Raw genomic sequence first — 22,861 nt, 5'->3', positions numbered from 1 at the left:
GCTCCCAGACGGTCGCCGCCTGACGCGCGTTCCTGACGGCCCCGGAAAGCCCTGCCCGCCCGACGTCGACCTGCCTGGAGAACCTCACGGCCCCCGCGTCCTCGTCCCCGCGGCCAGGATGCTCGGCCCCCTGCCCTGTCCGGCCGCGCGCCCACACCCCGCGTCTCCCTCACGCGCCGCTGGCACCCGGAGGGGAATACACGTTCCGCCCGGACCGGAGTAAAACGGCCCCATGCTCCGAACAGTCATCGCCACCACCGCCGTGCTCGGCCTGGCCGCCGGCTGTGCGCCCGACCCGAGCGCGCCGGTCAAGATTCGCGCCCTGGTGCTCTCCAGCAACGGGCAGTACATCCCCGAGGAGGTCGAGCTCAAGACGGTCTCCGACATCGTCGGTCTCAGCGGCAGCGTGGCCGACCTGCACGGTGGCGCGCGCATCGTCCTGGACCCCAACGACCCGGACCTCGACCGCGCCACCACCCCCGAGGCCTTCGTCAACGCCCTGCTCAAGGACGAGGGCCGCGACGTCACCGCCAGCTACATCACCCAGGGCGACGTCCTGTGGCCGGCGGACTTCCACACCTGGAACATGGTGACGACGTATTACAACCTCGAGCGCGCCTTCGATTACTTCCGCGAGGTCACCAACATCCCGGTCGCGGACTTCAAGAAGCCTCCCAGGACGTACTACTTCCCCGAGTTCCGCACCCCCGCCACCGACAAGGACCCCCTGCGGGACAACGCCTTGTACTTCTCGGCGATGGACTCCTTCTTCATCCTGCCCTTCGACGAGCTGCAGCGCGCGCCGCTCGCCATCAACGCGGGCGTCACCACCCACGAGTACGCGCACCGCGTCTTCAACCAGAAGGCCTACGGCGGCAACCCCTTCCCGCAGGCCCTGGGCACGTGGTCCGACGGCGGCGGCCCCAGCCCGGGCGCCAACATCCTCAAGTCCATGGACGAGGGCCTGGCGGACCTGCACGCCTACGGCGCCACCTGCCGCTCCAAGAACGGCTGTGACACGCGCTTCCTCTCCACGTCCTTCGAGGGCCAGTACGGCGCTGTCGCCGACGAGCGCGACCTGGCCCGCTCGGACCGCTGCATCGACGAGAACCTGCGCGACACGCTGCTCAGCGCCAACCTGAACCAGTTCGAGAACTACTACCGCGTGGGCACCATCCTCGCGAGCGCCCTGTACCAGGCGGGCGAGGCCACCGGGCAGCGCGACATCCTGCTGCGCTCCATCGTCACGGCGTACAACGACGAGTCCACGACCACGCCGGGCATCCTGCAGCTCACCCGTCAGTACCTGTCGGACCAGACCAAGTTCACGCTCGCCGTGGCGGTGACGCCCATCATCACCCACATCACGGACCTGCGCCTGAAGGAGGCCGTCTGCAACGAGGTGATGGACCACCTGCAGATTCCCCGGGATCTGCTCGTCGGCACCACCAATCCCAACCTCTGCCCGCCCAGCGCCGCGGGCGGCACCACCTGCCCCCGCCTGAGCGAAGACTGATGAGAACCGCCACCGTGAAGACCTGGCTCACCCGCTGCCTGCTGGGCGGCCTGCTCGTCGCGCCCGCCGCCCACGCGCAGACCGATGACGACCCGTACGCCTATCCGGAGGACGAGCCGGGCCCCACCCAGGAGCAGCTCGACGAGGAGGAGGCCTACGAGCGCCGCCGCCGCAACGCGGACCAGGTGGAGGAGTTCCGCGACATCTCCGAGCAGGAGGGCGAGGACGGCGACTTCAAGCGGCTCGCCGGCATCGACGACCCCAACAAGGGCTTCGCCGCGGAGCTGCTCGCCGGCGCGCTGCTGCTCGACTCGTCGCGAGGCCGCTTCGCCGAGCCCGTGCTCGGCCTGGGCATCCGCGCGACCTGGGAGTACGGCCGCATCCTCGACATCGAGCCCTTGCGCGAGGCGCTCTGGGCGGACCTGCGCTGGACGTACGGCAGCCAGAGCGACGGCACCCGGTTCCTGAAGGGCCGCTCCAGCCAGCACTACTTCACCCTCGCCCCCGCCTACGAGTTCAAGTTCGGCAAGTCGGACTTCGGCGTCTTCGGGCAGGTGGGCGGCGGCATCGCCTACCAGGCCACGTCCATCACCATCGACACCGCCGAGACGAAGGTGAACGGAATCAAGCCCGTCATCCAGTACGGCCTGGGCCTGCGCGGACGTCCCCGCGTGTTCGGCGACAGCAACATGAGGCTGTCCCTGCGCCTGGAGGCCATGGGCTTCCGCCGGGGCTACCTCAACGACTTCTTCCTGGGCGGCAGCGCCGGCATCGCCTTCTGAAGAACACTTCCCGGCCGCGCTCGCTCCCACGCGGGCGCGGCCGAGTGGAAGTTTTTCCACCTCCTGCCCACCGTGCGTTCCCCCGCCCCTCGGCATTCCGAGGAGTTGGGGGTTGGCATATCCCCTGCTTGTGTCCACCGTCGGGTGTGGGCGTAGAGCCCTCAGGGCGGCGCGGGGAGGCGAGGAATGACAGGCGTGCAGGGACAGACGCAGGGCCAGGGCAAGCACTGGGATCCGGTGTGCGGCAAGCAGCTGGAGACGCCGGAGGGCCAGCCCTCCTCGGAGTACAAGAAGCGCCGGTACTTCTTCTGCTCGGAGCGGTGTCGCCACACCTTCGAGCGTCAGGCGGAGCGCTTCCGTCTCAACGAGCTGGCCCGCGTGGGCGCGCTGATGACGCCCGGCCGGGTGCGCTGGGGCCTTGCCTGAGGTGACACCCGCGGGCCCGCGCGACACCCGCGAGGGCCCGCCTCACAAGCCAAGGGCTCAAGCGGCGACGCGCACGTCCTTGAGGCGCAGCGACAGCTTGCGCTGGCCCCGGAAGGTGTCGAAGCCGGCCTGGAAGGCCAGGTCCACCGGCCCCTCCACCAGCCGCACGCGGTCCGCCATGCCGAAGCCGATGGCGTCCAGCTCCGGCGCGTCCAGGAGGGCGAGCTTGAGGTGGCCGTGGCTGCCCGCGGACTTGGCCGGCAGCACGCGCGGACGGGCCACCTGGTGGCGCAGCACCAGCACGGGCTCCGGGTTGCCCTGACCGAAGGGCCCCAGCCGCTGGAGCGCCTCCACCGCCGTGGCGTCCAGCTCCCGGGGGCTCACCACCGCGTCCACGCGGCAGCGGGGGATGAGGTCCTCGGGGGACAGGCGCTGGAGGGCAATCTTCTCGAAGGCCTCCCGCAGGGCGGGCAGCTTGTCCGCGTTGATGGTGAGGCCCGCGGCGTGCTTGTGCCCGCCGAACTTGGTGAGCAGCTCCGAGCAGCCGCTGAGCGCGTCGAACAGGTGGAACGCCTCGATGCTGCGCGCCGAGCCCTTCCCCACCCCGTCCTTCACCCCCACCATGACGGTGGGCCGGTGGTAGCGCTCCACCACGCGCGAGGCGACGATGCCGATGACGCCCGGGTGCCAGCCCTCGTCGTAGAGCACGAAGCCGCGCGCGTCCTTGCGCTCCTCCGCCTGCGCCAGCGCCTGCGTGAGGATGGTGCTCTCGATGCCCTGGCGCTCCGCGTTGGCCCGGTCCAGGACCGACGCCAGCGCGCGCGCCGACTCGAGCGACTCCGAGCAGAGCAGCTGCAGGCCCAGCGACGCGTCATGCAGCCGACCCGCGGCGTTGATGCGAGGCCCCAGCCGGAAGCCCACCTGGCCCGCGGTGATCGGGGTGTCCGGGTCCATCCCCGCCACCTCCTTCAGCGCGCGCACGCCGGGACGACGCGCGGCGGTGAGCTCCTGCAGCCCGTGGGTGACGAGGATGCGGTTGGCGCCGGTGAGCGGCACCACGTCCGCCACCGTGGCCAGCGCCACCAGGTCCATCAGCGCCTTGAGGTTGGGCTCCTTGCGTGTGGCGAAGTAGCCGTCGTCGCGCAGCCGCTTGCGCAGCCCCATGCAGAAGTTGAAGGCCACGCCCGCCGCGCACAGCGCCTTGGTGGGGTACTCGCAGCCGGGCTGGTGCGGGTTGAGCACCGCCACCGCGGGGGGCAGCGTGGGCGGCACCGTGTGGTGGTCCACCACCACCACGTCCAGCCCCAGCTCCTTCGCGCGGGTGATTTCGGCCACGGACGTGATTCCGCAGTCCAGCGTCACCAGCACCCGCGTCCCGTCCCCGGCGATGCGCTCCACCGCGCCCAGGTTCAGGCCGTAGCCCTCATCCAGCCGGTGGGGGATGTACGTAGCGAGCTGCGACATGCCCAGCTCGCGCAGGAACAGGAACAGCAGCGACGTGGAGCACACACCGTCCACGTCGTAGTCACCGTACAGCGTCACCTTCTCGCGCTTGTGCAGCGCGCGCACCAGCCGCTCCACGCCCGCCGCCATGCCCTTCATCCGGAAGGGGTCCGGCAGGTCCGCCAACCGGTCCGACAGGAACGCCGAGGCCGACTCCGGCGTCCGGTATCCCCGGTGCAGGAGCACCCTCGCCGCGAGCGGATGGAGCGACAGCTCCCCAGCGAGCGACCCCACCTCCTCCTCGACCACGTCTGGAAGCAACCACCGCACTCGCGAGCTCCCCTCCTCGGCGCACGGAACTCCTCCGTGGCCGGGACGAAATCTTGACACGCGAGACAGTACCTCAGACGTCTGACGAGGAAAGTCCAACCTGGGGCACGACATTTCCCTTCCTGCTCACGCGTTCAGGCATGCGCTTGCTCCGTTGCCTGCCGGTGGGAGGCGCGCCGTGCGCCCGGTGCACAGCTTGAGTGCACACCACCTGATAGGGAGGACGCATGTTTTCAAGGGGTATCCAGGTTGGCGCGCTCGCGCTCGCGATTCTCGCTGCGGGGACGGCCTCCGCGCAGGAGCGTAAAGCGGGCAAGCGCGGAGACGTCAACGTGTTCCTCAAGGGCGGCCTGGGCGACTACACGGGCGACCTGGGAGATCTGACGAGCACCGGTCCGTCATGGGGCCTCACACTCAACGTGCAGCCCACCACGTTCCTCGGGTTCGAGCTGGGCTACGAGGGCTCGCAGAACGGCATCAACGACGTGCGCATCCTTGATGATGGCCCGTCCATCGTCCGGCAGGGTGGCAGCGCGCTCGTGAAGCTCTCGCCGCCCATGCTCACCTCGGTGCGGCCCTTCGTCGGCGCGGGCTTCGGCCTGACGTACGTGGACGTGCGCGGCACCGGCGGCGGCTTCTACGACAACGACACCATGGAGGAGGTGCCGCTCGCCGCGGGCCTGGAGTTCAACAGCGGCGCGCTCACCGCGGGCCTCCGGGCCACCTACCGCCTGCTGATTGACGACGCGGGCTTCGCCAACGGCGCGGTGGAGGACTCCGACGGCGGCCTCTTCGACGCCTCCGTGACGCTGGGCGCGCGCTTCTAGCGCGACGTCCCGCTCCAGAAACACCGAGGGCCCTGAACTTCCGAACCTCCGGAAGCGCAGGGCCCTCTTTCGTGTCACGTCGCCCCTGCAGGGCCCACGCGGCCTCAGGCCGTCGCGGTGACGCGGGCTTCCTTCGCCGCGGCGCGCTCGTCCAGCCAGATGGTCAGTGGGCTGGCGATGTACACGGACGAGTAGGTGCCCACCAGGATGCCCACCAGCATGGCCATGGCGAAGTCGAAGATCTCCCCCACGCCGAAGATGAGCAGGCCGATGAGCGACAGCGCCGTGGTGCCGGAGGTGAGGATGGTGCGGCCCAGCGTGTCGTTGATGGCGATGTTGATGACCTCCGCGAACGGCTTGCCCTTGAACTTGGCCATGTCCTCGCGGATGCGGTCGTAGATGACGATGGTGTCGTTCACCGAGTAGCCGACGATGGTCAGCAGCGCGGCGATGGCCGTGAGGTTGAACTCGCGGCGGCTCACCAGGTAGTAGCCCGCCACCATGATGACGTCGTGGAGCATGGCCAGCAGCGCGCCGGGGCCGAACTTGAAGTCGAACCGGAACGCCACGTAGATGAGGATGGCCACCATGGAGTACAGCAGCGCCATGACGCCGCGGTTGCGCAGCTGCTTGCCCACCTGCGGACCGACGTAGTCCACGCGGCGCTGCTCGAAGTCCGGCTTCTCCAGGCCCGCGCTCAGCGCGCCGAAGACCTTGTCCGCCATGCCGCTGGCGACGACCTGGTAGTCGACGCCCGTGCCGCCCTGGTTCTCGCCCAGGACGCGGACCTCCTGCACGCCGGTGCCGGACTTCTCCACCGCCGCCTTGATGGCCTCCGCCGTCAGCGGCGTCGAGGAGCGGAAGTTGATGATGCCGTTGGCCAGGTCCGCGTAGACGTTCTTCACGCTCCCCAGGCCCTCGATGGCCGCCTTGGCCTTGTCCGCGTTCTCCTCGTTGAGCTGCGTGACGCCGCCCATGCGCAGGAGGAACGCGTTCTCGGAGGCGCTGCCGATGTTCTGCACGCTCACGTCGTGCAGGCCACCCTTCTCCGCGCGCTCACGCACCTCGGCCGCGGAGACGGGGTGGTCGAACTTCAGCTCGACCACCGTGCCGCCCGCGAAGTCCACGCCGTAGTTGAACCCCACCGTCGCAATCCCCACCAGGATGGCGAGGTTGATGAGGGTGGAGATGAACACGGCCGGCTTGCGCTTGCCGATGAAGTCGATGTTGGTCTTGTTCTTGAGGATCTGCATGGCAGTTTCCCGGGCTCCCGCCGGTCAGACGGACACCGACTGCGCATTACGGCCGTGGACGAAGTAGGTCATCAGCACGCGCGTGACCATGATGGACGTGAACAGCGAGGCCAAGAGCCCGATGATCATCGTGGTGGCGAAGCCTCGCACCGGCCCCGTTCCCGTGAAGAACAGGATGAAGCCGGCGATGAGCGCCGTCACGTGCGCGTCGAAGATGGTCCAGAAGGCACGATCATACCCCTGGTCCACCGCCGCCTTCGCCGTCTTCCCGTGGGACAGCTCCTCGCGGATGCGCTCGTTGATGAGCACGTTGGCATCCACCGCGATGCCCAGCGTCAGCACGAACCCCGCGATGCCAGGCAGTGTCAGTGTCGCGTTGAAGAACGCCAACCCCGCCAGGATGAGCAGACCGTTGAGGATGAGGGCCACGTCCGCGATGAGCCCCGCCTTGCGGTAGTAGAGCGCCATGAAGAGCACCACCAGGCCCAGCCCCAGGACCACGGCCAGGCCGCCCTTCTTGATGAGCTCGTCACCCAGGCTCGCGCCCACCTGACGAATCTCGCCCACCGTCACCGGCGCGGGCAGCGCGCCCGCCTTGAGCACCAGCGCCAGCGTCTGCGCCTCGCCCAGCCACTCGTCGCGGGTGCGAGCACCCATGCGGCCCATGGTGATGCGCGCGCGGCCTCCGCCGATCTTCTCGTTGATGTTCGGCGCGGTGTGGACGTTGTCGTCCAGCACGATGGCCATCCGGCGGCCCACGCCCGCCTCGGTCAGCTTCTCGAACTCGCGCGCGCCGGCCGGGTCGAACGCGATGTTCACCTCCGGCTCGTTCATCTGGTTCACGGACGCGTCCGCGCCCGCCAGGCTCTCACCCGTGAGCGGGACGTTCTTGTCCAGCAGGTACGTGCGGTACGAGGAGCACTCGTTCTTCTTCAGCGGGTTCGCGATGCACTCGGTGACCACCTGGCGGTTCTCCGGAACCTTGTCCTTGGTGTACTCGAGCAGCGCCTCGCGCGAGGCGCTCTGCAGCTGCGCGAAGCCCCCCTCGTCCGTCACGGTGATGTCGCTGCCCGCGGGCGGCGGCGTCGTCTGGAGCATCTGCGCGAAGAACTGCGGGTTGGTGTCGTCCACCATCCGGAACTCGAGCTGCGCGGTGGTACCCACCAGCTCCTTGGCCTGCTCCGGGTTGCTGCGACCGGGCAGCGAAATCTGGATGGAGTCGGTGCCGAGCTTTCGCACGTCCACTTCGGCCACGCCCCACTTGTCGATGCGGCGGCGGATGACGAGCATCGCCTGGTCCACCGCTTCCTCACGGAAGCGGTTCACCTGCGTGTCGTCGGGCGACAGCACGAGCGTCGCGCCGTCGCGGCTGACCCGCTTGAAGTCGCCGAAGGTCGCCAGGACGTCCTTCTCGATGGCGTCCATCGTCGCCGGGTCCTTCGCCGTCAAGGTGAGCTGGAGCTTCTCCGGGTCCGTATCCGCCGTGACCTCGCCGAGCTTCTTGTCGGCGACGTACGTGGCGATCTGCTGGCCTCGGCGCTCGGTCCGCTTCTGGAGCGCCGTCTTGGTGTCCACGCGCATCACCATGTGGATGCCGCCCTGAAGGTCCAGGCCCAGGTTGAGCCGGTACTTCGCGGGGGGCGCCCACGCCGGCAGCTTCTCCTCGAGAAGCGCCAGGTTGTTGCGCTGGTCACGATCCATGACCACCAGCGTGTAATACGTCGGAATCAGGAACCAGAGGGTCCCCAGCGTCACCGCGACAATCAGTCCGAACTTCCACCACCAGCCGCGGTCCATTTTTACTTCTCCTCCTTCTTCTTCTCTTCGGTCGGCGCCCCCGCCTGCGCGCCCTCGGCCACCGTGCCCTTGGCACTGATGGACGTCTTCAGGATGCGAATGCGCACACCGCTCGCGACCTCCACCGTCACGGTCCGCTCGTCCACCTGGTGGATCTTCCCGAGCATGCCGCCCGCGGTGACCACCTCATCGCCCTTCTTGAGCGAAGTGAGCAGGTTGCGGTGCTCCTTCATCTGCTTCTGCTGTGGGCGGATCATCACGAAGTACATGATCGCGACCAATCCCACGAGCAGAGCCAGGGTGTTCAGCGGGCTCGTCCCGCCGCCCCCGGCCTGCGCCAGCATCAAAAAGCTCTCAGCCACAGACTGCCTCGTCGGTTGTGGAAGGCTTGGGATGGGGGACCCCCCACGCTAATCGAGGAACCCATCCTGAAAGGGGGCCCTCTTAGCAAGGGGTCCCCATGTGAGCAAGTGAACGCGGGAACCCCGACATCCCAACCGCCCGCTCAGCGGCCACGGGTCCGCTCGGCCTCCTGGGCCCGCGCCCGCTCGCGGAAGTCCCGGGCGAAGGCGGCGTAGCGGTCCTCCGCGATGGCCCGGCGCACCTGGGCCATCAACCCCAGGAAGTAATGGAGGTTGTGCAGGGTGTTCAGGCGCATGGCGAGGATCTCCCCCGCCGCGAACAGGTGGCGCAGGTAGGCCCTGCTGAAGTTGCGGCAGGTGTAGCAGGAGCACTCAGGGTCCACCGGCCTGGGGTCCTTGGCGAACGCCGCGTTGCGGATGGTGAGCTTGCCCTCCGAGGTGAAGAGCAGGCCGTTGCGTGCACAACGCGTCGGCAGCACGCAATCGAACATGTCCACCCCGTGCTCCACGCACGTCACCAGGTCCACCGGGGTGCCCACGCCCATGAGGTAGCGGGGCTTGTCCCGGGGCAGCAGCGGCGCGGAGTACGCCACGCCCGCGTGCATGGCCTCGGGGGCCTCGCCCACCGAGTAGCCGCCCAGCGCGTAGCCGGGCAGGTCCACCGCGCACACCTCCTCGGCGTGGCGCTTGCGCAGATCCTCGTGCAGGCCGCCCTGGACGATGCCGAAGAGCGACGAGCGCCCCCGGGTCCACGCCTTCTCGCACCGGTGCAGCCAGCGGGTGGTGCGCGCCAGGGACTTCTCCAGATACGCGCGCTCGGCGGTGGAGGGCGGGCACTCGTCGAACGCCATGATGACGTCCGCGCCCAGCGTCTCCTGGATGTCGATGGAGCGCTCGGGCGTGAGGAAGTGACGCGCGCCGTCGAGGTGGGACTGGAAGGCGGCGCCCTCCTCGGTGATCTTCCGCTTCTCCGACAGGCTGAAGACCTGGAAGCCGCCGCTGTCGGTGAGCATGGGCCGGTTCCAGGAGACGAACTGGTGCAGGCCGCCCATCTCGCCCACCAGCGCCTCACCGGGGCGCAGCATCAGGTGGTACGTGTTGCCGAGGATGATCTGCGCGTCCATGGCGAGCAGGTCGTCCGGGCCCACGCCCTTGACGCTGCCCACGGTGCCCACGGGCATGAAGATGGGCGTCTCGATGGGGCCGTGGGGCGTGTCGAGCCGTCCGCGGCGGGCCTTGGTGCCGGAGGCGTCCTCGTGGAGCAGCTCGAACTTCACCATGCCCGGCGCCACCCGCGTGTCGCCCTTCTCGCGCGGCGTGCCCGCGTCCTGCTCGTGCTGCTCACCCATGACACTCACTCCGACACCAGCATGGCGTCGCCGTAGCTGAAGAATCGATATCCCGCGCGCACCGCCTCTGAATACGCGGCGAGCGTGCGTTCCCGGCCCAACAAGGCGCTGACGAGCACCACCAGCGTGGAGCGCGGCAGGTGGAAGTTCGTCAACAGCGCGTCCACCTGGCGGAAGGTGAAGCCCGGACGGATGAAGAGCGTCGTCTCGCCGGGGCCCTCGCGCAGCTGGCCCGTCGCCGCGTCGGTGGCGGACTCCAGCGTGCGCACCACGGTGGTCCCCACGGCCACCACGCGCCGGCCTTCCGCCTTCGCCGCGTTCACCTCGCGCGCGGTGGACTCGGGCACGGTGTAGCGCTCGGGGTGCATGTGGTGCTTGTCCAACTCCTCCTCGCGCACGGGGAGGAAGGTGCCGGGCCCCACGTCCAGCGTCACCAGGGCGCGGCGCACCCCGCGGGCCTCGAGCGCGGCCAGGGTGTCCTGGGTGAAGTGCAGGCCGGCGGTGGGCGCGGCCACGGCGCCGGAGGCCTTGGCGTACACAGTCTGGTAGCGCTCGGCGTCCGCGGCGTCGGGCTCGCGGGTGATGTAGGGCGGCAATGGCAGGCGGCCCGCGGCGTCGAGCAGCGAGGCCAGCGACGCACCGGGCGGCGCGTGGAAGCGCACGCGGTACTCCCCGCCCCCCAGGACCTCGAGCACCTCGGCCTCAAGGCCGCTGGCGAACGTGAGGCGCTGGCCGGGCTTGAGGCCCTTGGAGGCCTGTCCCAGGCAGAGCCAGTCGAGCGACTCGGGGGCACCACCGAGCGCGGCGGAGGTGAGCGTGGAGGCGGCCGGACGCACCACCAGCAGCTCCACGCGGCCTCCGGAGCCAGCCTTCTGGCCCAGCAGGCGCGCGGGGATGACGCGGGCGTCATTGAGGACGAGCAGGTCTCCGGGGCCGAGCAGCTCCAGTACGTCGGAGAACTGGCGGTGGCTCACGTCGCCCGAGGCGCGGCGCACGTGCATCAGCCGCGAGGCGTCGCGCTGGGGGAGCGGCGCCTGGGCAATCTGGGACTCGGGGAGCTCGAAGTCGTAGTCTGAGAGGCGGGACGACACGGGGTTGGCGCTTGTAGCAGCCCCCACGCCGCCACGGAAAGCGCGCCGACGCCGGGAGCCTCAGTAGAGCTGCTGCAGCTCGGCGCCGGGGTAGTAGTGGGTGAGGATTTCCAGGTACCCCCTGCCCTTGTCGGCGAGCGCCTTGGCGCCCCACTGGCAGAGCCCGGCCCCGTGGCCATAGCCGCGTCCGGAGAACTGGTAGCCCTGGTCGGTCCGTTCCACCTCGAAATCGAGGCTCTTGAGCCGGGTGTAGCCGAGCCTCCGCCGCAGCTCCACGCCGTCCACCGAGCTGCCGTCCCCCAGGGTGACGCGCGTGACGCGGCGGGTGGACGTGCGGGCGGTGATTTTCATGCCCTGGGCGGGCCGCTTGAGCGCCGCCTTGATCTCGGCATCCGACATGGAGGCGGACCAGCGGCTCGCGGGCAGCCGGCCGCACGGGCAGTCGACGGGCTGCAGGTAGGGCAAGTCCCGGTGGAGGGCATCCTGGCCGGACTCGGTGCGGCCGCCGCAGGAGGCGTGGAAGTAGGCCTCGATGGGCGCGAGCTCGTAGGTGAGCACCTGGCCGCGGGTGGCGTCCACGGCGGCGCGGGTGCGCGGGTCCTCGCGGTTGACGCCGCCGTACACCTGGTGGAGCACGCTGCTGCCCAGATGAAACGCGTTGCTGTAGGCATCCAGCTTCTTCTGCAACGCGTAGGTGCGAGCGGCCACGGCCTGGGCCTTGAGGGCCTCGGGCGGGAAGGACACGGGCATCTCGCTGCCGAGCACCGCGGCCAGGTAGTCCTCCAGGGGGATGACGTTGATGAGCTGCAGGCCCTCGCGCAGCGGGCGCACGACGACATCGCCGCGCACCTGGGTGTTGCCGGCCTTGATGGGCTGCTCCCCGGGAATCGTCCCCGCGTCCTCGGAGGTGCTCAAGCCGGCGCGGAAGCGCACCGAGTCCCCGAGCACCGGCGCGCCGTTGACCTCGAGCTTGCCGGCCTTGCGTCGGACGATGGCGACCTCCGAGGGGATGGAGACGTAGGTGGCCTCCTCGCTGTCCGCGCCGAAGCCGAGGCCCTGTCCCCGGATGCGCACCTCACTCCCCGTGTCCTCGATGGCGATGCGCAGGGTCTCCACGGCGAGCGAGCGAGGAGCGGCGAGCAGGAGCAGGAGGAGTGCAACAGGTCGCAACATGGCCTGGGAGTGTAGGAGGGTGGCCACGTGCCTCAAGAAAACGACCAGTGGATGGGCGAGGATGGCGGCCACGTGACACCTCCCGAGTCCCCCCCTTCCCGACCTCCCCCCCAGGCCTTCGTCCGGGCCCTGCGAGAGATGGAGCCCCGCTCCGCCGCCGTCCTCACCCGTCGGCTCGTGACGGGGGCGTCCCTGGGCGACTGCGCGCGCTTCTATGGCGTCACGGACGAGGCGCTGTCGGTGATGCTCCTTCGGGCGGCCGTGTCGTTGACGCGGAATGTCTTCCCCGGGGCCCGGGAGCCCGCGACGGCGGAGGAGGAATCCGCCTGGGCGAGGATGCTCGCGGCGGCGCTGGAGCGCGAGGCCGCCCCGGTCCCCGCGGGCCTGGTGCCCGTGGTGGAGGCGTGTCGCAGGCTGCGCGCGCTGAGCGGCGACGTGACGGCGGGGCTCGAGGCCGCGACGCGGGAGGACCAGGCATCGCCCCAGCGGCGTCGTGAGGACTGGCTCCGCAGGCTCGCCGTCATGGCCCTGCTGGCGCTGACGGCCTATCTGTACCTGTCGCGTCCCGAGGAGCCCGCGCGTCGCCCCAGCACGGCGCCACAGCCCACGGCGCCGGACTCGGGACGCCCCTGAGCATTCGAGAGCACGGGGGCATCGCCCTGCACGTGCCGCCTCGCCCCTGGCCGCGTGGACGAACACACCAGGCACCTCGCGAAGCGGGGGGCGCCATCCCGACCTTCGGCGTCCATGGGACGTCAGCCCAGCGCAGCGGTGCAGTGACTCCTCCGACGGGCCGCCTCGTGGGAGGCGCTGCCCCTGGCTTCGCCGACGCACCTGACAGTCCCACCGGAGCGCCTATCCGCCGCCGATGGACCGCCGCGCCTGGCATGGGACAACAGCCCAGCGCGGCGGCCACCGTGGCTGGGGGTTTCGCGCTTCGACAACTTCAGGCCGCTTCTCCACGGACCGAGCAAAGACTCCGCACCGTCGGGCGCGCGCAGCAGACAGCGCCGGAGCGCCGGTCATCGGCCGACATTGGGAGCCTGGGGCGCTGGACGACGGGGCAACCCGGCGCGTAAGGGGAATCCATGAGTGCCCTCTCCTTCGCCCTGCCCCTGGTCGTCCTCACGTCCCTCCTGGCTGGCTGCGCGCGCAACGTGGACACGCGCGTCGCGGGAGATGACGACGCGGCCATCGATGGCGCCACCGCGCGACTCGAGGAGCTGCGGGTGCGGACCGCGGAAGACGACCTGACGTGCGACCAGCGCTGCGCCGCGGCGACACAGACGTGCGAGGTCTCCGAGGAGCTCTGCGCCCTGGTGGACCGTCACGCGGACCGCGATGACCTGCCCCCGCGCTGCGCCGAGGGTCGGGAGCAGTGCTCCAGCGCCCGGGACGGCTGTACGAGCTGCCGCAATGGCTGAGCCCACCGGCGCGCGCCCGCCGGGGCTTCACGGGATTCGCCCCCGTCGCCACACTGTTCTCCAGCAGGAACGCAACCGGTGCACGCCGGTGGATGGCCGTGCTTAGATGCCCTTGTTTCCAACATCGAGGAGCCGCGTCATGTCCCGCCCCATCTCCATGCTCATCGCTGCCCTGCTCGTCGTTCCGGGCGGTGCTGGAGCGCAAGAAGGGGGCGAGATGACTCCCGAGAAGGTGGCGCAGATCCGCCGGGACGAAGCGGCGGCGATGAAGCAGGTGGATGAGGAGTTCGGCAACCGCAAGCCCTCGGAGATGAGCAACGAGGAGCGCGGACAGGCCAGCCGCAAGCAGGCCGCCGTCACCGCCGCGGTGATGGAGAAGCACGGCGTCAGCGCGAAGGAGTACGAGCGCTTCACCGCGAAGATGGGGCCGGAGGGCAACGAGCGCGCCAAGGTCGAGGCCCAGCGTCTGGAAGACCAGGCCAAGGCGGCCGCGGCCCGCCAGGCCGCCGCGGCGAAGGCCAGCGAGGAGAAGGAGGTCTCCGTCCAGAAGGGCTTCGACAACGAGAACCCCGTCGAGCTGGAGTCCTCCGGAGGCGATGGCCCCGAGGTCGAGATTGGCATCCCCGTCGAGGACGAGGCGGGCGGCGAGAACGGTGAAGGCGTGGAGACCGCCGAGGGCGAGGGTGGAGGCGCGGTGGGCGCCGATGCCGCCGCGTCGGCCGAGGACAACGTGCAGGTGGAGGTGATGGGCGACGGCGACGCGAAGCCGGCGAAGAAGGCCGTGCGCCGCGCCAGCTCCGAGTCGTCCAAGGCGAAGAAGAAGTTCGTCCGGAAGAAGAAGTCGAGGGACGACTGAGCGTCGTCCCACGGAGCCTGGGCCGAGGCCCGGGCCTCAGCCCTTCCGGTGGTAGCCGAACTGCTGGGCCCGCTCGCGCCACGTCTCGTCATACGGACAGGCGCAGTCGGTCTCCTCGGGCTCCGGATAGGCGTAACGCTCGCCCTTGAAGTTGCGGAACACCGTCTCGCGCTCGTTGCGCTCGACGACGTAGTCCGGCTGGAGCGTCACCTTGCCGCCGCCGCCCGGCAGGTCCACCGCGAGGTGGGGCACGGCGAGCCCCGTGGTGTGCCCCCGCAGCTGCTGGATGATCTCCAGCCCCTTGGCGATGGGCGTGCGCAGGTGCTCGCAGCCTTCCGCCACGTCCATCTGGTGCAGGTAGTACGGGCGCACGCGCGTGCGCAGCAGCAGGTGTGACAGCTCCTTGATGATGCGCGCGTCCGAGTTGAGCTGCCGCATCAACACGGCCTGGTTCTCCACGGGCACGCCGTGGTCCACCAGTCGCTCGCAGGCCTCGCGAGCCTCGGGCGTCACTTCCTTCGGGTGGTTGAAGTGGGTGACGACGAAGACGGGCGCGTAGCGGCGCAGCAGGCTCGCCAGGGAGTCGGTGACGCGCATGGGCAGCACCACGGGGACCCGGGTGCCGATGCGAATCATCTCCACGTGGGGAATCTCGCTCAACGGCGCGAGCAGCTCCTCCAGCCGCTGCTCGCTGAGCAGGAACGGGTCTCCGCCGGAGATGAGGACGTCGCGCACCTCGGGGTGACGGCGCACGTAGTCGATGCCCCGCCGCATCTGGTCCTTGGACAGCTCCGCCACGCCGCCCTGGGTGATGCGCCTGCGCGTGCAGTGACGGCAGTAGACCGAGCACGTATCCAGCGCCAGGAACAGCACCCGGTCCGGATACTTGTGGACGATGCACTCCTCCGGCCGCGTCTTGTCCTCGCCGAGCGGGTCCTCCAGCTCGCCGGGACGCACGCGCGCCTCGGCGCGCACGGGGATGGACTGCATGCGCACCGGGCAGAACGGATGCTCCGGGTCGATGAGCGACAGGTAGTACGGGCTGATGCCGATGCGGAACAGCGAGGCCGTCTCCTGGACGCCCGCGCGCTCATCGGCGGTCAGCGGCACGTAGCGCTCGAGCTGCTCCAGCCCGCGCACCGCATGCCGCTGATGCCAACGCCAGTCCGCCCACTCCGCGTCGGTGGCCTGGGGGAACAGGCGACGGCGCCCCTCGGAGCTCAACGAGGTCCGCTCGGAGCGAGGCTCCGGCGACCGGGGCACCACCCACGCGGAGGAATCCATCACGCCGCCTTCGTCTGTTCCCGCCACCAGGCCTGGCCCGCCTCGGGCAGCGAGTCGATGGGGTCGAAGTACTCGTACTTCCGGTTGAGGGCCTCGGGGTCGTTCGCCTCGATGCCCGTGCGGTAGTTCTTGGTCCAGTACGAGATGCCGCGCTCGCGGTCGTACTCGGCGATCTGATGGACCCAGCGCTTGCCGACGAAGGGCACGTCACAGACGATGCGCGGCGTGGCGAAGCCCGGCATGTAGCCCATGATGTCGTGCTGCAGCCGCTGCGCCTGGTCCACCGACAGCCGCCAGTGCTCGCTGTTGGGGATCATGTCGCACATGTAGAAGTAGTACGGCAGGATCTTCGCGTGGTCGAGCAGCGTGAAGCACAGCTCGAGCAGCGACTGCGCGCTGTCGTTCACCCCGCGCAGCAACACGCCCTGGTTGCGCACGTCGCGGAAGCCCATGTCCAACAGCTTTCGCACCGCCTTGCCCACCAGCGGCGTGAGCTGCGAGGCGTTGTTGACGTGCGTGTGCAGCGCCAGGTCCACGCCCCGCTCCACCGCCTTCTTCGCCAGCCGGTCCAACCCCGCCAGCACCGAGTCCTGCAGGAAGTGCTGGGGAATGGCCATCAGGCCCTTGCTGGCCAGACGGATGTCCCGGATGTTCGGGATGTCCATCAGCGAGCTGACGAACGGCTCGAGCTGCTGGATGGGCAGGTTCGCGATGTCACCGCCGGACACCACCACGTCGCGCACCGTCGGCGTGCGACGCAGGTACTCGAGCATCTGCTCGTAGCGATCTTTGGGGCCTATCGAGAATTTGTGTTTGCTGACCTGGGGCACGTCGTTGCCCACCAGGTCCATGCGGGTACAGTGTCCACAGTACTGGGGACACGTGGGCAGCATCTCCGCGAGCACCTTGGTCGGATAGCGGTGCGTCAGCCCCTCGACGACCCACATGTCCTGCTCGTGGAGGCTGTCGCGGCTGGCCTTCGGGTGGTTGGGCCAGTCCGTCAGGCGGTCCGCGAAGGCCGGCAGCATGTAGCGGCGCACGGGGTCCTTCCAGAGGTCCTGGAAGTCCATCGTGTTGAGCATCTGCGGGGGCACGAGGATGGACATCGTCGCGCGCTCGCGCTGATCCCGCTCCAGGCTCTCCGCCAGGTCATCCGGGAGCAGCGCGCCGAGCGTCGCCTTGAGCTCCTTCAGGTTCTTGACGGTGTGCTTGCGCTGCCAGACGGAGCTCTCCCACTCCGCCTGGGTGACGTCCTTGTACCCGGGGATGCGCTTCCAGTCGGGTTCGACGAACTCACGGCGGAGCGGATAGGAAAAAGGCTGTTGGGCAGGACCGGCCTCGGTCTTGCCCCGGATGGGCGTCGTGGTCATGGCGCATTCCCTCAGCGTGTGGCGTCGCGGGCCGGGCGTCATACCGCGCCCGGCACCGGTTCATTCAACAATTCGACGACGCGCAGCCTGCCCGACTCCTCACTCGATGGCGACGTTGACGAGCTTCTCCATCTTGCCTTCCGCGATGGAGACAACGAAAGGCTTGCTCGTCTTGCCATTGAGTTTGAAGGTGATCTTCCGCTTGCCCACCGGCAGGACCAGGGGGCTGCCGAGGGTCACCGGCGTCTGTCGGCCAGTCTTCTTTCCGTCGACGAAGATCTCCGCGCCCGCGGGCTTGGTGCTGCACGCCAGCGTCCCCGTGGCCTTGGACGCCGGAGGCGGCTTGGGCGGCTGCGGCCTCGGAGTCGGCGGCGGGTCGGCCTGTACCACGGGCTTGGGGGGCCGAGGAGCCTCCTCCTTCACGAGCTGGAACGGAACGGTCAGCTCGTCCCCCTCTCCCTTGGCGACGAACTTGCCCGAGTAGGGCTTGTAACCCGCGAGCTTCGCCGTGAACTGGTAGGTCTTGCCCGCCTCCAGGTTGGCCATCCGCGCGTCGGGCGTGAGCCCCACCCGGCTGCCATTCACGGAGATCTCCGCGCCCTCGGTGCCCTCGAACACCGCCGCGAGCTTCTTGGGCGCGGGCGGCTCCACGGGGGCCGTGGGCGTGCTGGGAGGAGGCTCCACCTTCACCGTCTCCGTCGGCGAGTCGGTGCCCGGCTTCGCATCGCTCGGAGACTCCGTCCCAGGCTGGGCTGGAGGCGTGCCGGGCTGGCCCGGGTCCACGACCGTTCCCGGGTTGTTCTCCGGGGGCGTCGCGGGGCGCTCGGCCACCTCGACGGGCTTGTTCGGGGGAGGCTCGTCCGCCGGAGGCTCGACTGCATCGGGCACCAGGCTGAAGGACTCGGCGAGCGGCGTGCCCTCGACGACCTTCACGAACTTCCGCTCGGACTTGTGTCCCGGAGCGCTGGCGATGACCTCGTAGTCACCGGCGGGGAGGGCCAGGACGGTGTTCGGCTCGACGGCCTGGTTGTTCACCGTGACGGACGCGCCCACCTGGGGCGTCACGGAGAAGATGACCTGCTCTCCCCCCGAGCCGCTCATCACGAGCGCCAGGAGCAGAATCAACACGGCGACGATGCCCGCCGCGGAACCGAAGAGCACCGGCTTGGGCAGGTTCGCGAGCGTCTGCAGGAGCGGCGGCTGCCCCTTGCCGGAGCCCTTCGCCTTGGGCTTGGCCTTCGTGGGCTGAACGGGCTTGGCCTTCCCCTTCCCGCCCTTGTTCGCCACGGGCGCGGGCGCCTGGGAACCGGTGACCTCTTCAGGGTCCTGGTGGTCGTCGGCGTAGGCGCCGTCGTCGTGCTGACCGTAGCCGTCCTGGTGGTCGTAGCCCTCGTCCTGGGGCGCATCGAAGGCGCCGGTGTCGTGGGGCTGCTGCGAGCCGCGCTGACCGCCACGGCCCCCTCGCCCGTTCTGGGCGACGGTGATGTTGCCCGTCGTCTCCTCGGGCGGCTCGTCCTCCATCGGCCTCGGGCGCGAGGGCGGAGCCGTCGGCGCCGGGCCAATCATCGTCGCGCCGGAGTAGGCCTCGCCGTCCTCGCTCGCGATGACCACCTGGGCCTTGGGCCCGCTCTTGCCCTTGCGCATCGAGGGCTCGGGCTCACGCGACGGATAGGCGGACGCGGTGCCGCTGCCCTGGAGCGTGGGGTTCTCGGACCGTCCCGTTATGCTGTCGTCGACGAGCACGCTGCTCTCGGCGACGCGCGTCTCCGGCGACATGAAGGTCTGGGTCGAGTCGACGATCTGCGTCTTGTCGCCCGCGCCGACGCCCATCTCCTCCAGCTCCTCGGCGGAGGGAGGCGGGATGTAGCCAGGGGCTGGATGCCCCGGCGCCGTCGGGGCACGCCCCGCGGGAGAGCCGGTCACCACCACCGCCGGCGGAGGACGCTGCTTGGTGCTGCGAACCTGCGCGGGAGGCGGGACGGTGATGCCCGAGGTCTCGATCTGGTCCGGGCGCTCGATGCCCGCGAACCGCTCCATCTTCTCCGCCTCGCGGAGCATGTCCTCGGCGAAGGCCTCCTTCATGTAGGAGGACAGATGCTTCGACGAGTAGATGGCATCCCCCGCGAGGAGGAAGCGCATCAGGTCCTCGGCGAGGTCGGAGCCCCACTGGTAGCGCTCCTCCGGCTCGCGGGCGAGCGCCTTGAGGACGACCTTCTCGAGCCCTGGGGGGATGTTCGGGTTGAACTCGCGCGGCAGCGGGACGTCCGCGTTGCGCACCTTCTCCAGGGTGGAGAAGTCCGACTCGCCGACGAAGAGCTTCTCGCCGGTGAGCATCTCGTAGAGCAGCACGCCGACGGCGAAGATGTCGCTGCGCCGGTCGATGGGCATGCCCCGGACCTGCTCCGGGCTCATGTAGCCGAACTTGCCCTTGAGGATGCCGGCCTGCGTCTTCTGCGAGCGGTTGGCCGCCTTGGCGATGCCGAAGTCGATGACCTTGACCTCGCCCTCGTACGAGATGAGGACGTTCTGCGGCGACACATCGCGGTGGATGATGTGGAGGTCCTGGCCGCGCGCGTCCTTCTTGCGGTGGGCGTAGTCCAGGCCGTCACACAACTTGGAGGCGATGAACACCGCCTGGGCGGTGGGCATGATCTCCTTGCGCCGCCGGTACCGCTCCAGGATGGTCCGCACGTCGCGACCCGCCACGTACTCCATGGCGATGAAGTAGGTGTCGTCGTGCTTCCCGAGCTCGTGGATGTGCACGATGTTGGCGTGGTTCAGCTGAACGCTGATCCGCGCCTCGTCGATGAACATCGTGATGAACTCTTCGTCCTCCGCCATCGTGGGGAGGATCTTCTTGATGGCGAGGATGCGCTCGAAGCCCTCGACGCCGAAGGCCTTCGCGATGAACACCTCGGCCATGCCGCCGACGTTGATGCGCTCGAGGAGCAGGTACTTCCCAAAAAGGGTCGGCTTCTTCATCTCGTGGAGCGGTCCGAGGCCGGGGTGAGCACCGCGGCAGGCGGAGCGCAGACCGGGCGGAGAAGTGGGACTCTAGTTCTGCACAGATAGCGAGTCAAACACCTCGGCAGCCCCAAAAGCCGAACGAATTCAGAAGGTTGAGGGGTTCAGAGGCCACTCGGAGGCAGCGTGGGGACCAGGCGCAGCGTCGTCTGTCGGACAGGACCTGATGCGCTCCCGGCAAACGCCCCACATCGGCCGCGCTGATCCCACCCCGCCCGGTGCTTGAACCGATGGCGCCGCGACGGCGACTCCCGCCGGATTCCTGCGGGAGAAACGGTGTCGGCCGAAGCCCTTCGACGCGCGCCGGGGCAGCGAAGCGGCGCGCGGAGTCGCTCAGGGAGCCGAGTGGCGCCATTGACGCGGTCGAGCTCGCCGGCCGTCCGCGCGATGACGAACAGGCGCGCAACGAGGGCTTCGTGTACGAAGGCATGGGGTCCGGCGCTGAGCAGGACAGCCACGCAGGCCGCGTTGGGCACGCCGCGCTTCCCCAGGCCTGCAGGTCCTTGGAGCGCTGAGGCGGGTGGTCCACGCGGAAAAAGAAAAGCCCCCGTCGCACGAGGCGACGAGGGCTTCTCAAAAAGAATCCGGCAGCGACCTACTCTCCCACGCGGTTTCCCGCGGAGTACCATCGGCTCTGGAGGGCTTAACTTCCGTGTTCGGGATGGGAACGGGTGTGACCCCTCCGACATTGCCACCGGAAAACATAGAGACAGTGCATACGAAGGGTAAGTTGCAGCATTCTGCGAGTATCAAGCCTCGCTGTGCTTTAAAGAAGTTTCTTCCGGGTGAATGCGCATGCATTCAAGCCTCGGCCTTGGCCCCGAGTCCCTTACTCCCCTCGAGGGGGCGCGCAAGAGATAGGGGGAAGTAAGCCGCTCGACCAATTAGTACTGGTTAGCTCAACGCGTTACCGCGCTTACACACCCAGCCTATCAACGTCGTAGTCTTCGACGGGTCTTCAGGGGCTTGCGCCCGGGATACCTGGTCTTGAGGTCGGTTTCCCGCTTAGATGCTTTCAGCGGTTATCCAATCGGCACATGGCTACCCAGCGATGCCTCTGGCGAGACAACTGGTACACCAGCGGTGCCTCCAACCCGGTCCTCTCGTACTAAGGTCAGAGCCTCTCAAGTATCCTACGCCCACAGCAGATAGGGACCAAACTGTCTCACGACGTTTTGAACCCAGCTCGCGTACCGCTTTAATTGGCGAACAGCCAAACCCTTGGGACCTGCTCCAGCCCCAGGATGCGATGAGCCGACATCGAGGTGCCAAACCTCCCCGTCGATGTGAACTCTTGGGGGAGATAAGCCTGTTATCCCCGGAGTACCTTTTATCCGTTGAGCGATGGCCCTTCCATTCAGGACCACCGGATCACTATGACCTGCTTTCGCACCTGCTCGACGTGTCCGTCTCGCAGTCAAGCTCCCTTATGCCATTGCACTCGCCGCCCGGTTTCCAATCGGGCTGAGGGAACCATCGCGCGCCTCCGTTACTCTTTGGGAGGCGACCGCCCCAGTCAAACTACCCACCAGACAGTGTCCCAATCCCGGCTAACGGGACATGGTTAGACACCAGAAATCAACAGGGTGGTATTTCACCGTTGCCTCCACCGAACCTAGCGGCCCGGCTTCAAAGGCTCCCACCTATCCTACACAGTCAATCCCTAGTGTCACTGTCAAGTTATAGTAAAGGTTCACGGGGTCTTTCCGTCTTGCTGCGGGTAAACTGCATCGGCACAGCTATTTCAATTTCGCTGAGTCCCTCTCCGAGACAGCGCGGAAGTCGTTACTCCATTCGTGCAGGTCGGAACTTACCCGACAAGGAATTTCGCTACCTTAGGACCGTTATAGTTACGGCCGCCGTTTACTGGGGCTTCGGATCATCGCTTCGCCTTGCGGCTGACGAATCCCCTTAACCTTCCAGCACCGGGCAGGAGTCAGACCCTATACGTCGGCTTGTCGCCTTCGCAGAGTCCTGTGTTTTTGGTAAACAGTCGCTACCGCCATTTCTCTGCAACCTCTCTCGGCTCCAGCTGTACGCCTTCACCTACCAGAGGCCCACCTTCTTCCGAAGTTACGGTGGAAATTTGCCTAGTTCCTTGGAGGAGAGTTCTCTCAAGCGCCTTAGGATTTTCTCCTCACCCACCTGTGTCGGTTTACGGTACGGACACCCTGCAAGCTCCCTACGGGACTTTTCTTGGAAGCAGAGCATCGACGACTTACCCCTTACGGGGCGCCATAAGGTCTCGAGGATAGCTGCCGCGCCTTTATTCGTACGCGACACCCCTACGCCTTTAGACTGACACAACCGCCGGTCAGCTCGTCTAGCTTTCTCCGTCCTCCCTTAGTTCAACGCTTGCAAGATGGCGCGGGAATATTAACCCGCTTTCCATCATCTACGCCTTTCGGCCTCGACTTAGGTTCCGGCTAACCCTGGGAAGATTAACTTGACCCAGGAAACCTTGGGTTTACGGCGAGGGGGTTTCTCACCCCCTTTATCGCTACTCATTTCGGCATCAGCACTCCCAACCGCTCCAGTCGCCCTTTCGGTCGGC

The 22,861-nt window shown here is 68.3% G+C and carries 17 protein-coding genes and 2 rRNA genes (1 of these 19 running past the window's edge); 7 read left to right on the top strand and 12 right to left on the bottom strand.

Features of this window, described 5'->3' with window-relative positions:
* The first annotated feature begins 232 nt into the window (after positions 1–232).
* The 3 genes from VZQ01_RS35065 to VZQ01_RS35055 all read left to right on the top strand — a co-directional run bounded on the left by VZQ01_RS35065 (position 233) and on the right by VZQ01_RS35055 (position 2,724).
* Positions 233–1,516 carry a hypothetical protein gene (locus VZQ01_RS35065; protein WP_248546492.1) on the top strand — a complete coding sequence of 428 codons (1,284 nt, stop codon included), beginning with the start codon at positions 233–235 and terminating at the stop codon, positions 1,514–1,516.
* Positions 1,516–2,298 (top strand): hypothetical protein, encoded by a 783-nt coding sequence (locus VZQ01_RS35060; RefSeq protein WP_141327837.1) that lies wholly within the window; start codon positions 1,516–1,518, stop codon positions 2,296–2,298. The genes VZQ01_RS35065 and VZQ01_RS35060 overlap by 1 nt, the downstream gene beginning before the upstream one ends.
* Positions 2,299–2,484: 186 nt before the next feature.
* Positions 2,485–2,724 (top strand): YHS domain-containing protein, encoded by a 240-nt coding sequence (locus tag VZQ01_RS35055; protein ID WP_046714783.1) that lies wholly within the window; start codon positions 2,485–2,487, stop codon positions 2,722–2,724.
* A 57-nt stretch (positions 2,725–2,781) separates the two neighbouring features.
* Here VZQ01_RS35055 and recJ read toward each other — a convergent pair whose 3' ends face one another.
* A complete protein-coding gene (gene recJ, locus VZQ01_RS35050; protein ID WP_426745810.1) occupies positions 2,782–4,497 on the bottom strand; it encodes a single-stranded-DNA-specific exonuclease RecJ in 1,716 nt (571 codons plus the stop codon).
* A gap of 227 nt (positions 4,498–4,724) precedes the next feature.
* Here recJ and VZQ01_RS35045 point away from each other — a divergent pair, with 227 nt between their 5' ends.
* On the top strand, positions 4,725–5,324 hold the full coding sequence (locus VZQ01_RS35045; RefSeq protein ID WP_426745809.1) for an outer membrane beta-barrel protein: 600 nt from the start codon (positions 4,725–4,727) through the stop codon (positions 5,322–5,324).
* 104 nt (positions 5,325–5,428) lie between these two features.
* Here VZQ01_RS35045 and secF read toward each other — a convergent pair whose 3' ends face one another.
* The 6 genes from secF to VZQ01_RS35015 form a co-directional block, all read right to left on the bottom strand.
* Positions 5,429–6,577: a protein translocase subunit SecF gene (gene secF, locus VZQ01_RS35040; RefSeq protein ID WP_426745807.1), complete on the bottom strand. Its 1,149-nt coding sequence runs from the start codon at positions 6,575–6,577 to the stop codon at positions 5,429–5,431.
* 24 nt (positions 6,578–6,601) lie between these two features.
* Complete coding sequence (secD, locus tag VZQ01_RS35035; RefSeq protein WP_141327829.1) at positions 6,602–8,374, bottom strand: protein translocase subunit SecD; 1,773 nt, start codon at positions 8,372–8,374, stop codon at positions 6,602–6,604.
* 2 nt (positions 8,375–8,376) lie between these two features.
* Positions 8,377–8,736, bottom strand: a complete 360-nt coding sequence (gene yajC, locus VZQ01_RS35030; RefSeq protein ID WP_141327827.1) for a preprotein translocase subunit YajC — start codon at positions 8,734–8,736, stop codon at positions 8,377–8,379.
* A gap of 143 nt (positions 8,737–8,879) precedes the next feature.
* Positions 8,880–10,085 carry a tRNA guanosine(34) transglycosylase Tgt gene (tgt, locus tag VZQ01_RS35025; RefSeq protein ID WP_408889887.1) on the bottom strand — a complete coding sequence of 402 codons (1,206 nt, stop codon included), beginning with the start codon at positions 10,083–10,085 and terminating at the stop codon, positions 8,880–8,882.
* A gap of 5 nt (positions 10,086–10,090) precedes the next feature.
* Positions 10,091–11,176, bottom strand: coding sequence for a tRNA preQ1(34) S-adenosylmethionine ribosyltransferase-isomerase QueA (gene queA / locus VZQ01_RS35020; protein ID WP_267700348.1), 1,086 nt, complete (start codon positions 11,174–11,176; stop codon positions 10,091–10,093).
* 60 nt (positions 11,177–11,236) lie between these two features.
* Positions 11,237–12,349, bottom strand: a complete 1,113-nt coding sequence (locus VZQ01_RS35015) for a SpoIID/LytB domain-containing protein (RefSeq protein ID WP_223751708.1) — start codon at positions 12,347–12,349, stop codon at positions 11,237–11,239.
* 27 nt (positions 12,350–12,376) lie between these two features.
* On the opposite strand from VZQ01_RS35015, the gene VZQ01_RS35010 reads away from it, so the two are divergent.
* From VZQ01_RS35010 to VZQ01_RS35000, 3 genes are all read left to right on the top strand, one after another.
* The gene (locus VZQ01_RS35010; RefSeq protein WP_426745804.1) at positions 12,377–12,982 is read left to right on the top strand and encodes a hypothetical protein; all 606 of its coding nucleotides are present in this window, start codon (positions 12,377–12,379) and stop codon (positions 12,980–12,982) included.
* Between the two features lie 455 nt (positions 12,983–13,437).
* Positions 13,438–13,773 carry a hypothetical protein gene (locus VZQ01_RS35005; RefSeq protein ID WP_426745802.1) on the top strand — a complete coding sequence of 112 codons (336 nt, stop codon included), beginning with the start codon at positions 13,438–13,440 and terminating at the stop codon, positions 13,771–13,773.
* Between the two features lie 139 nt (positions 13,774–13,912).
* Complete coding sequence (locus VZQ01_RS35000) at positions 13,913–14,629, top strand: hypothetical protein (protein ID WP_223751711.1); 717 nt, start codon at positions 13,913–13,915, stop codon at positions 14,627–14,629.
* A 36-nt stretch (positions 14,630–14,665) separates the two neighbouring features.
* Here the strand turns inward: VZQ01_RS35000 and VZQ01_RS34995 are convergent, their stop codons facing one another.
* From VZQ01_RS34995 to VZQ01_RS34975, 5 genes are all read right to left on the bottom strand, one after another.
* The gene (locus tag VZQ01_RS34995) at positions 14,666–15,913 is read right to left on the bottom strand and encodes a KamA family radical SAM protein (RefSeq protein ID WP_426749013.1); all 1,248 of its coding nucleotides are present in this window, start codon (positions 15,911–15,913) and stop codon (positions 14,666–14,668) included.
* Positions 15,913–17,283 (bottom strand): KamA family radical SAM protein, encoded by a 1,371-nt coding sequence (locus VZQ01_RS34990; RefSeq protein WP_141327821.1) that lies wholly within the window; start codon positions 17,281–17,283, stop codon positions 15,913–15,915. The genes VZQ01_RS34995 and VZQ01_RS34990 overlap by 1 nt, the downstream gene beginning before the upstream one ends.
* 99 nt (positions 17,284–17,382) lie before the next feature.
* Positions 17,383–20,265, bottom strand: coding sequence for a serine/threonine protein kinase (locus VZQ01_RS34985; RefSeq protein ID WP_426745800.1), 2,883 nt, complete (start codon positions 20,263–20,265; stop codon positions 17,383–17,385).
* A 624-nt stretch (positions 20,266–20,889) separates the two neighbouring features.
* Positions 20,890–21,006, bottom strand: a 5S ribosomal RNA gene (gene rrf, locus VZQ01_RS34980).
* Between the two features lie 164 nt (positions 21,007–21,170).
* Positions 21,171–22,861 (bottom strand): 23S ribosomal RNA (locus tag VZQ01_RS34975); it runs 1,273 nt beyond the window's last position.

Source organism: Myxococcus faecalis (genome assembly GCF_050039385.1).
Classification (GTDB): Bacteria; Myxococcota; Myxococcia; order Myxococcales; family Myxococcaceae; genus Myxococcus; species Myxococcus fulvus.
This window is presented reverse-complemented; position numbering and strand designations above follow the sequence as displayed.

Bases quoted from the DNA above. Each gene is read 5' to 3' on its own strand.
- VZQ01_RS35065 (WP_248546492.1), top strand. From the start codon at position 233: ATGCTCCGAACAGTCATCGCCACCACCGCCGTGCTCGGCCTGGCCGCC.
- VZQ01_RS35060 (WP_141327837.1), top strand. From the start codon at position 1,516: ATGAGAACCGCCACCGTGAAGACCTGGCTCACCCGCTGCCTGCTGGGC.
- VZQ01_RS35055 (WP_046714783.1), top strand. From the start codon at position 2,485: ATGACAGGCGTGCAGGGACAGACGCAGGGCCAGGGCAAGCACTGGGAT.
- VZQ01_RS35045 (WP_426745809.1), top strand. From the start codon at position 4,725: ATGTTTTCAAGGGGTATCCAGGTTGGCGCGCTCGCGCTCGCGATTCTC.
- secF (WP_426745807.1), bottom strand. From the start codon at position 6,577: ATGCAGATCCTCAAGAACAAGACCAACATCGACTTCATCGGCAAGCGC.
- secD (WP_141327829.1), bottom strand. From the start codon at position 8,374: ATGGACCGCGGCTGGTGGTGGAAGTTCGGACTGATTGTCGCGGTGACG.
- tgt (WP_408889887.1), bottom strand. From the start codon at position 10,085: ATGGGTGAGCAGCACGAGCAGGACGCGGGCACGCCGCGCGAGAAGGGC.
- VZQ01_RS35015 (WP_223751708.1), bottom strand. From the start codon at position 12,349: ATGTTGCGACCTGTTGCACTCCTCCTGCTCCTGCTCGCCGCTCCTCGC.
- VZQ01_RS35005 (WP_426745802.1), top strand. From the start codon at position 13,438: ATGAGTGCCCTCTCCTTCGCCCTGCCCCTGGTCGTCCTCACGTCCCTC.
- VZQ01_RS35000 (WP_223751711.1), top strand. From the start codon at position 13,913: ATGTCCCGCCCCATCTCCATGCTCATCGCTGCCCTGCTCGTCGTTCCG.
- VZQ01_RS34995 (WP_426749013.1), bottom strand. From the start codon at position 15,913: ATGGATTCCTCCGCGTGGGTGGTGCCCCGGTCGCCGGAGCCTCGCTCC.
- VZQ01_RS34990 (WP_141327821.1), bottom strand. From the start codon at position 17,283: ATGACCACGACGCCCATCCGGGGCAAGACCGAGGCCGGTCCTGCCCAA.
- VZQ01_RS34985 (WP_426745800.1), bottom strand. From the start codon at position 20,265: ATGAAGAAGCCGACCCTTTTTGGGAAGTACCTGCTCCTCGAGCGCATC.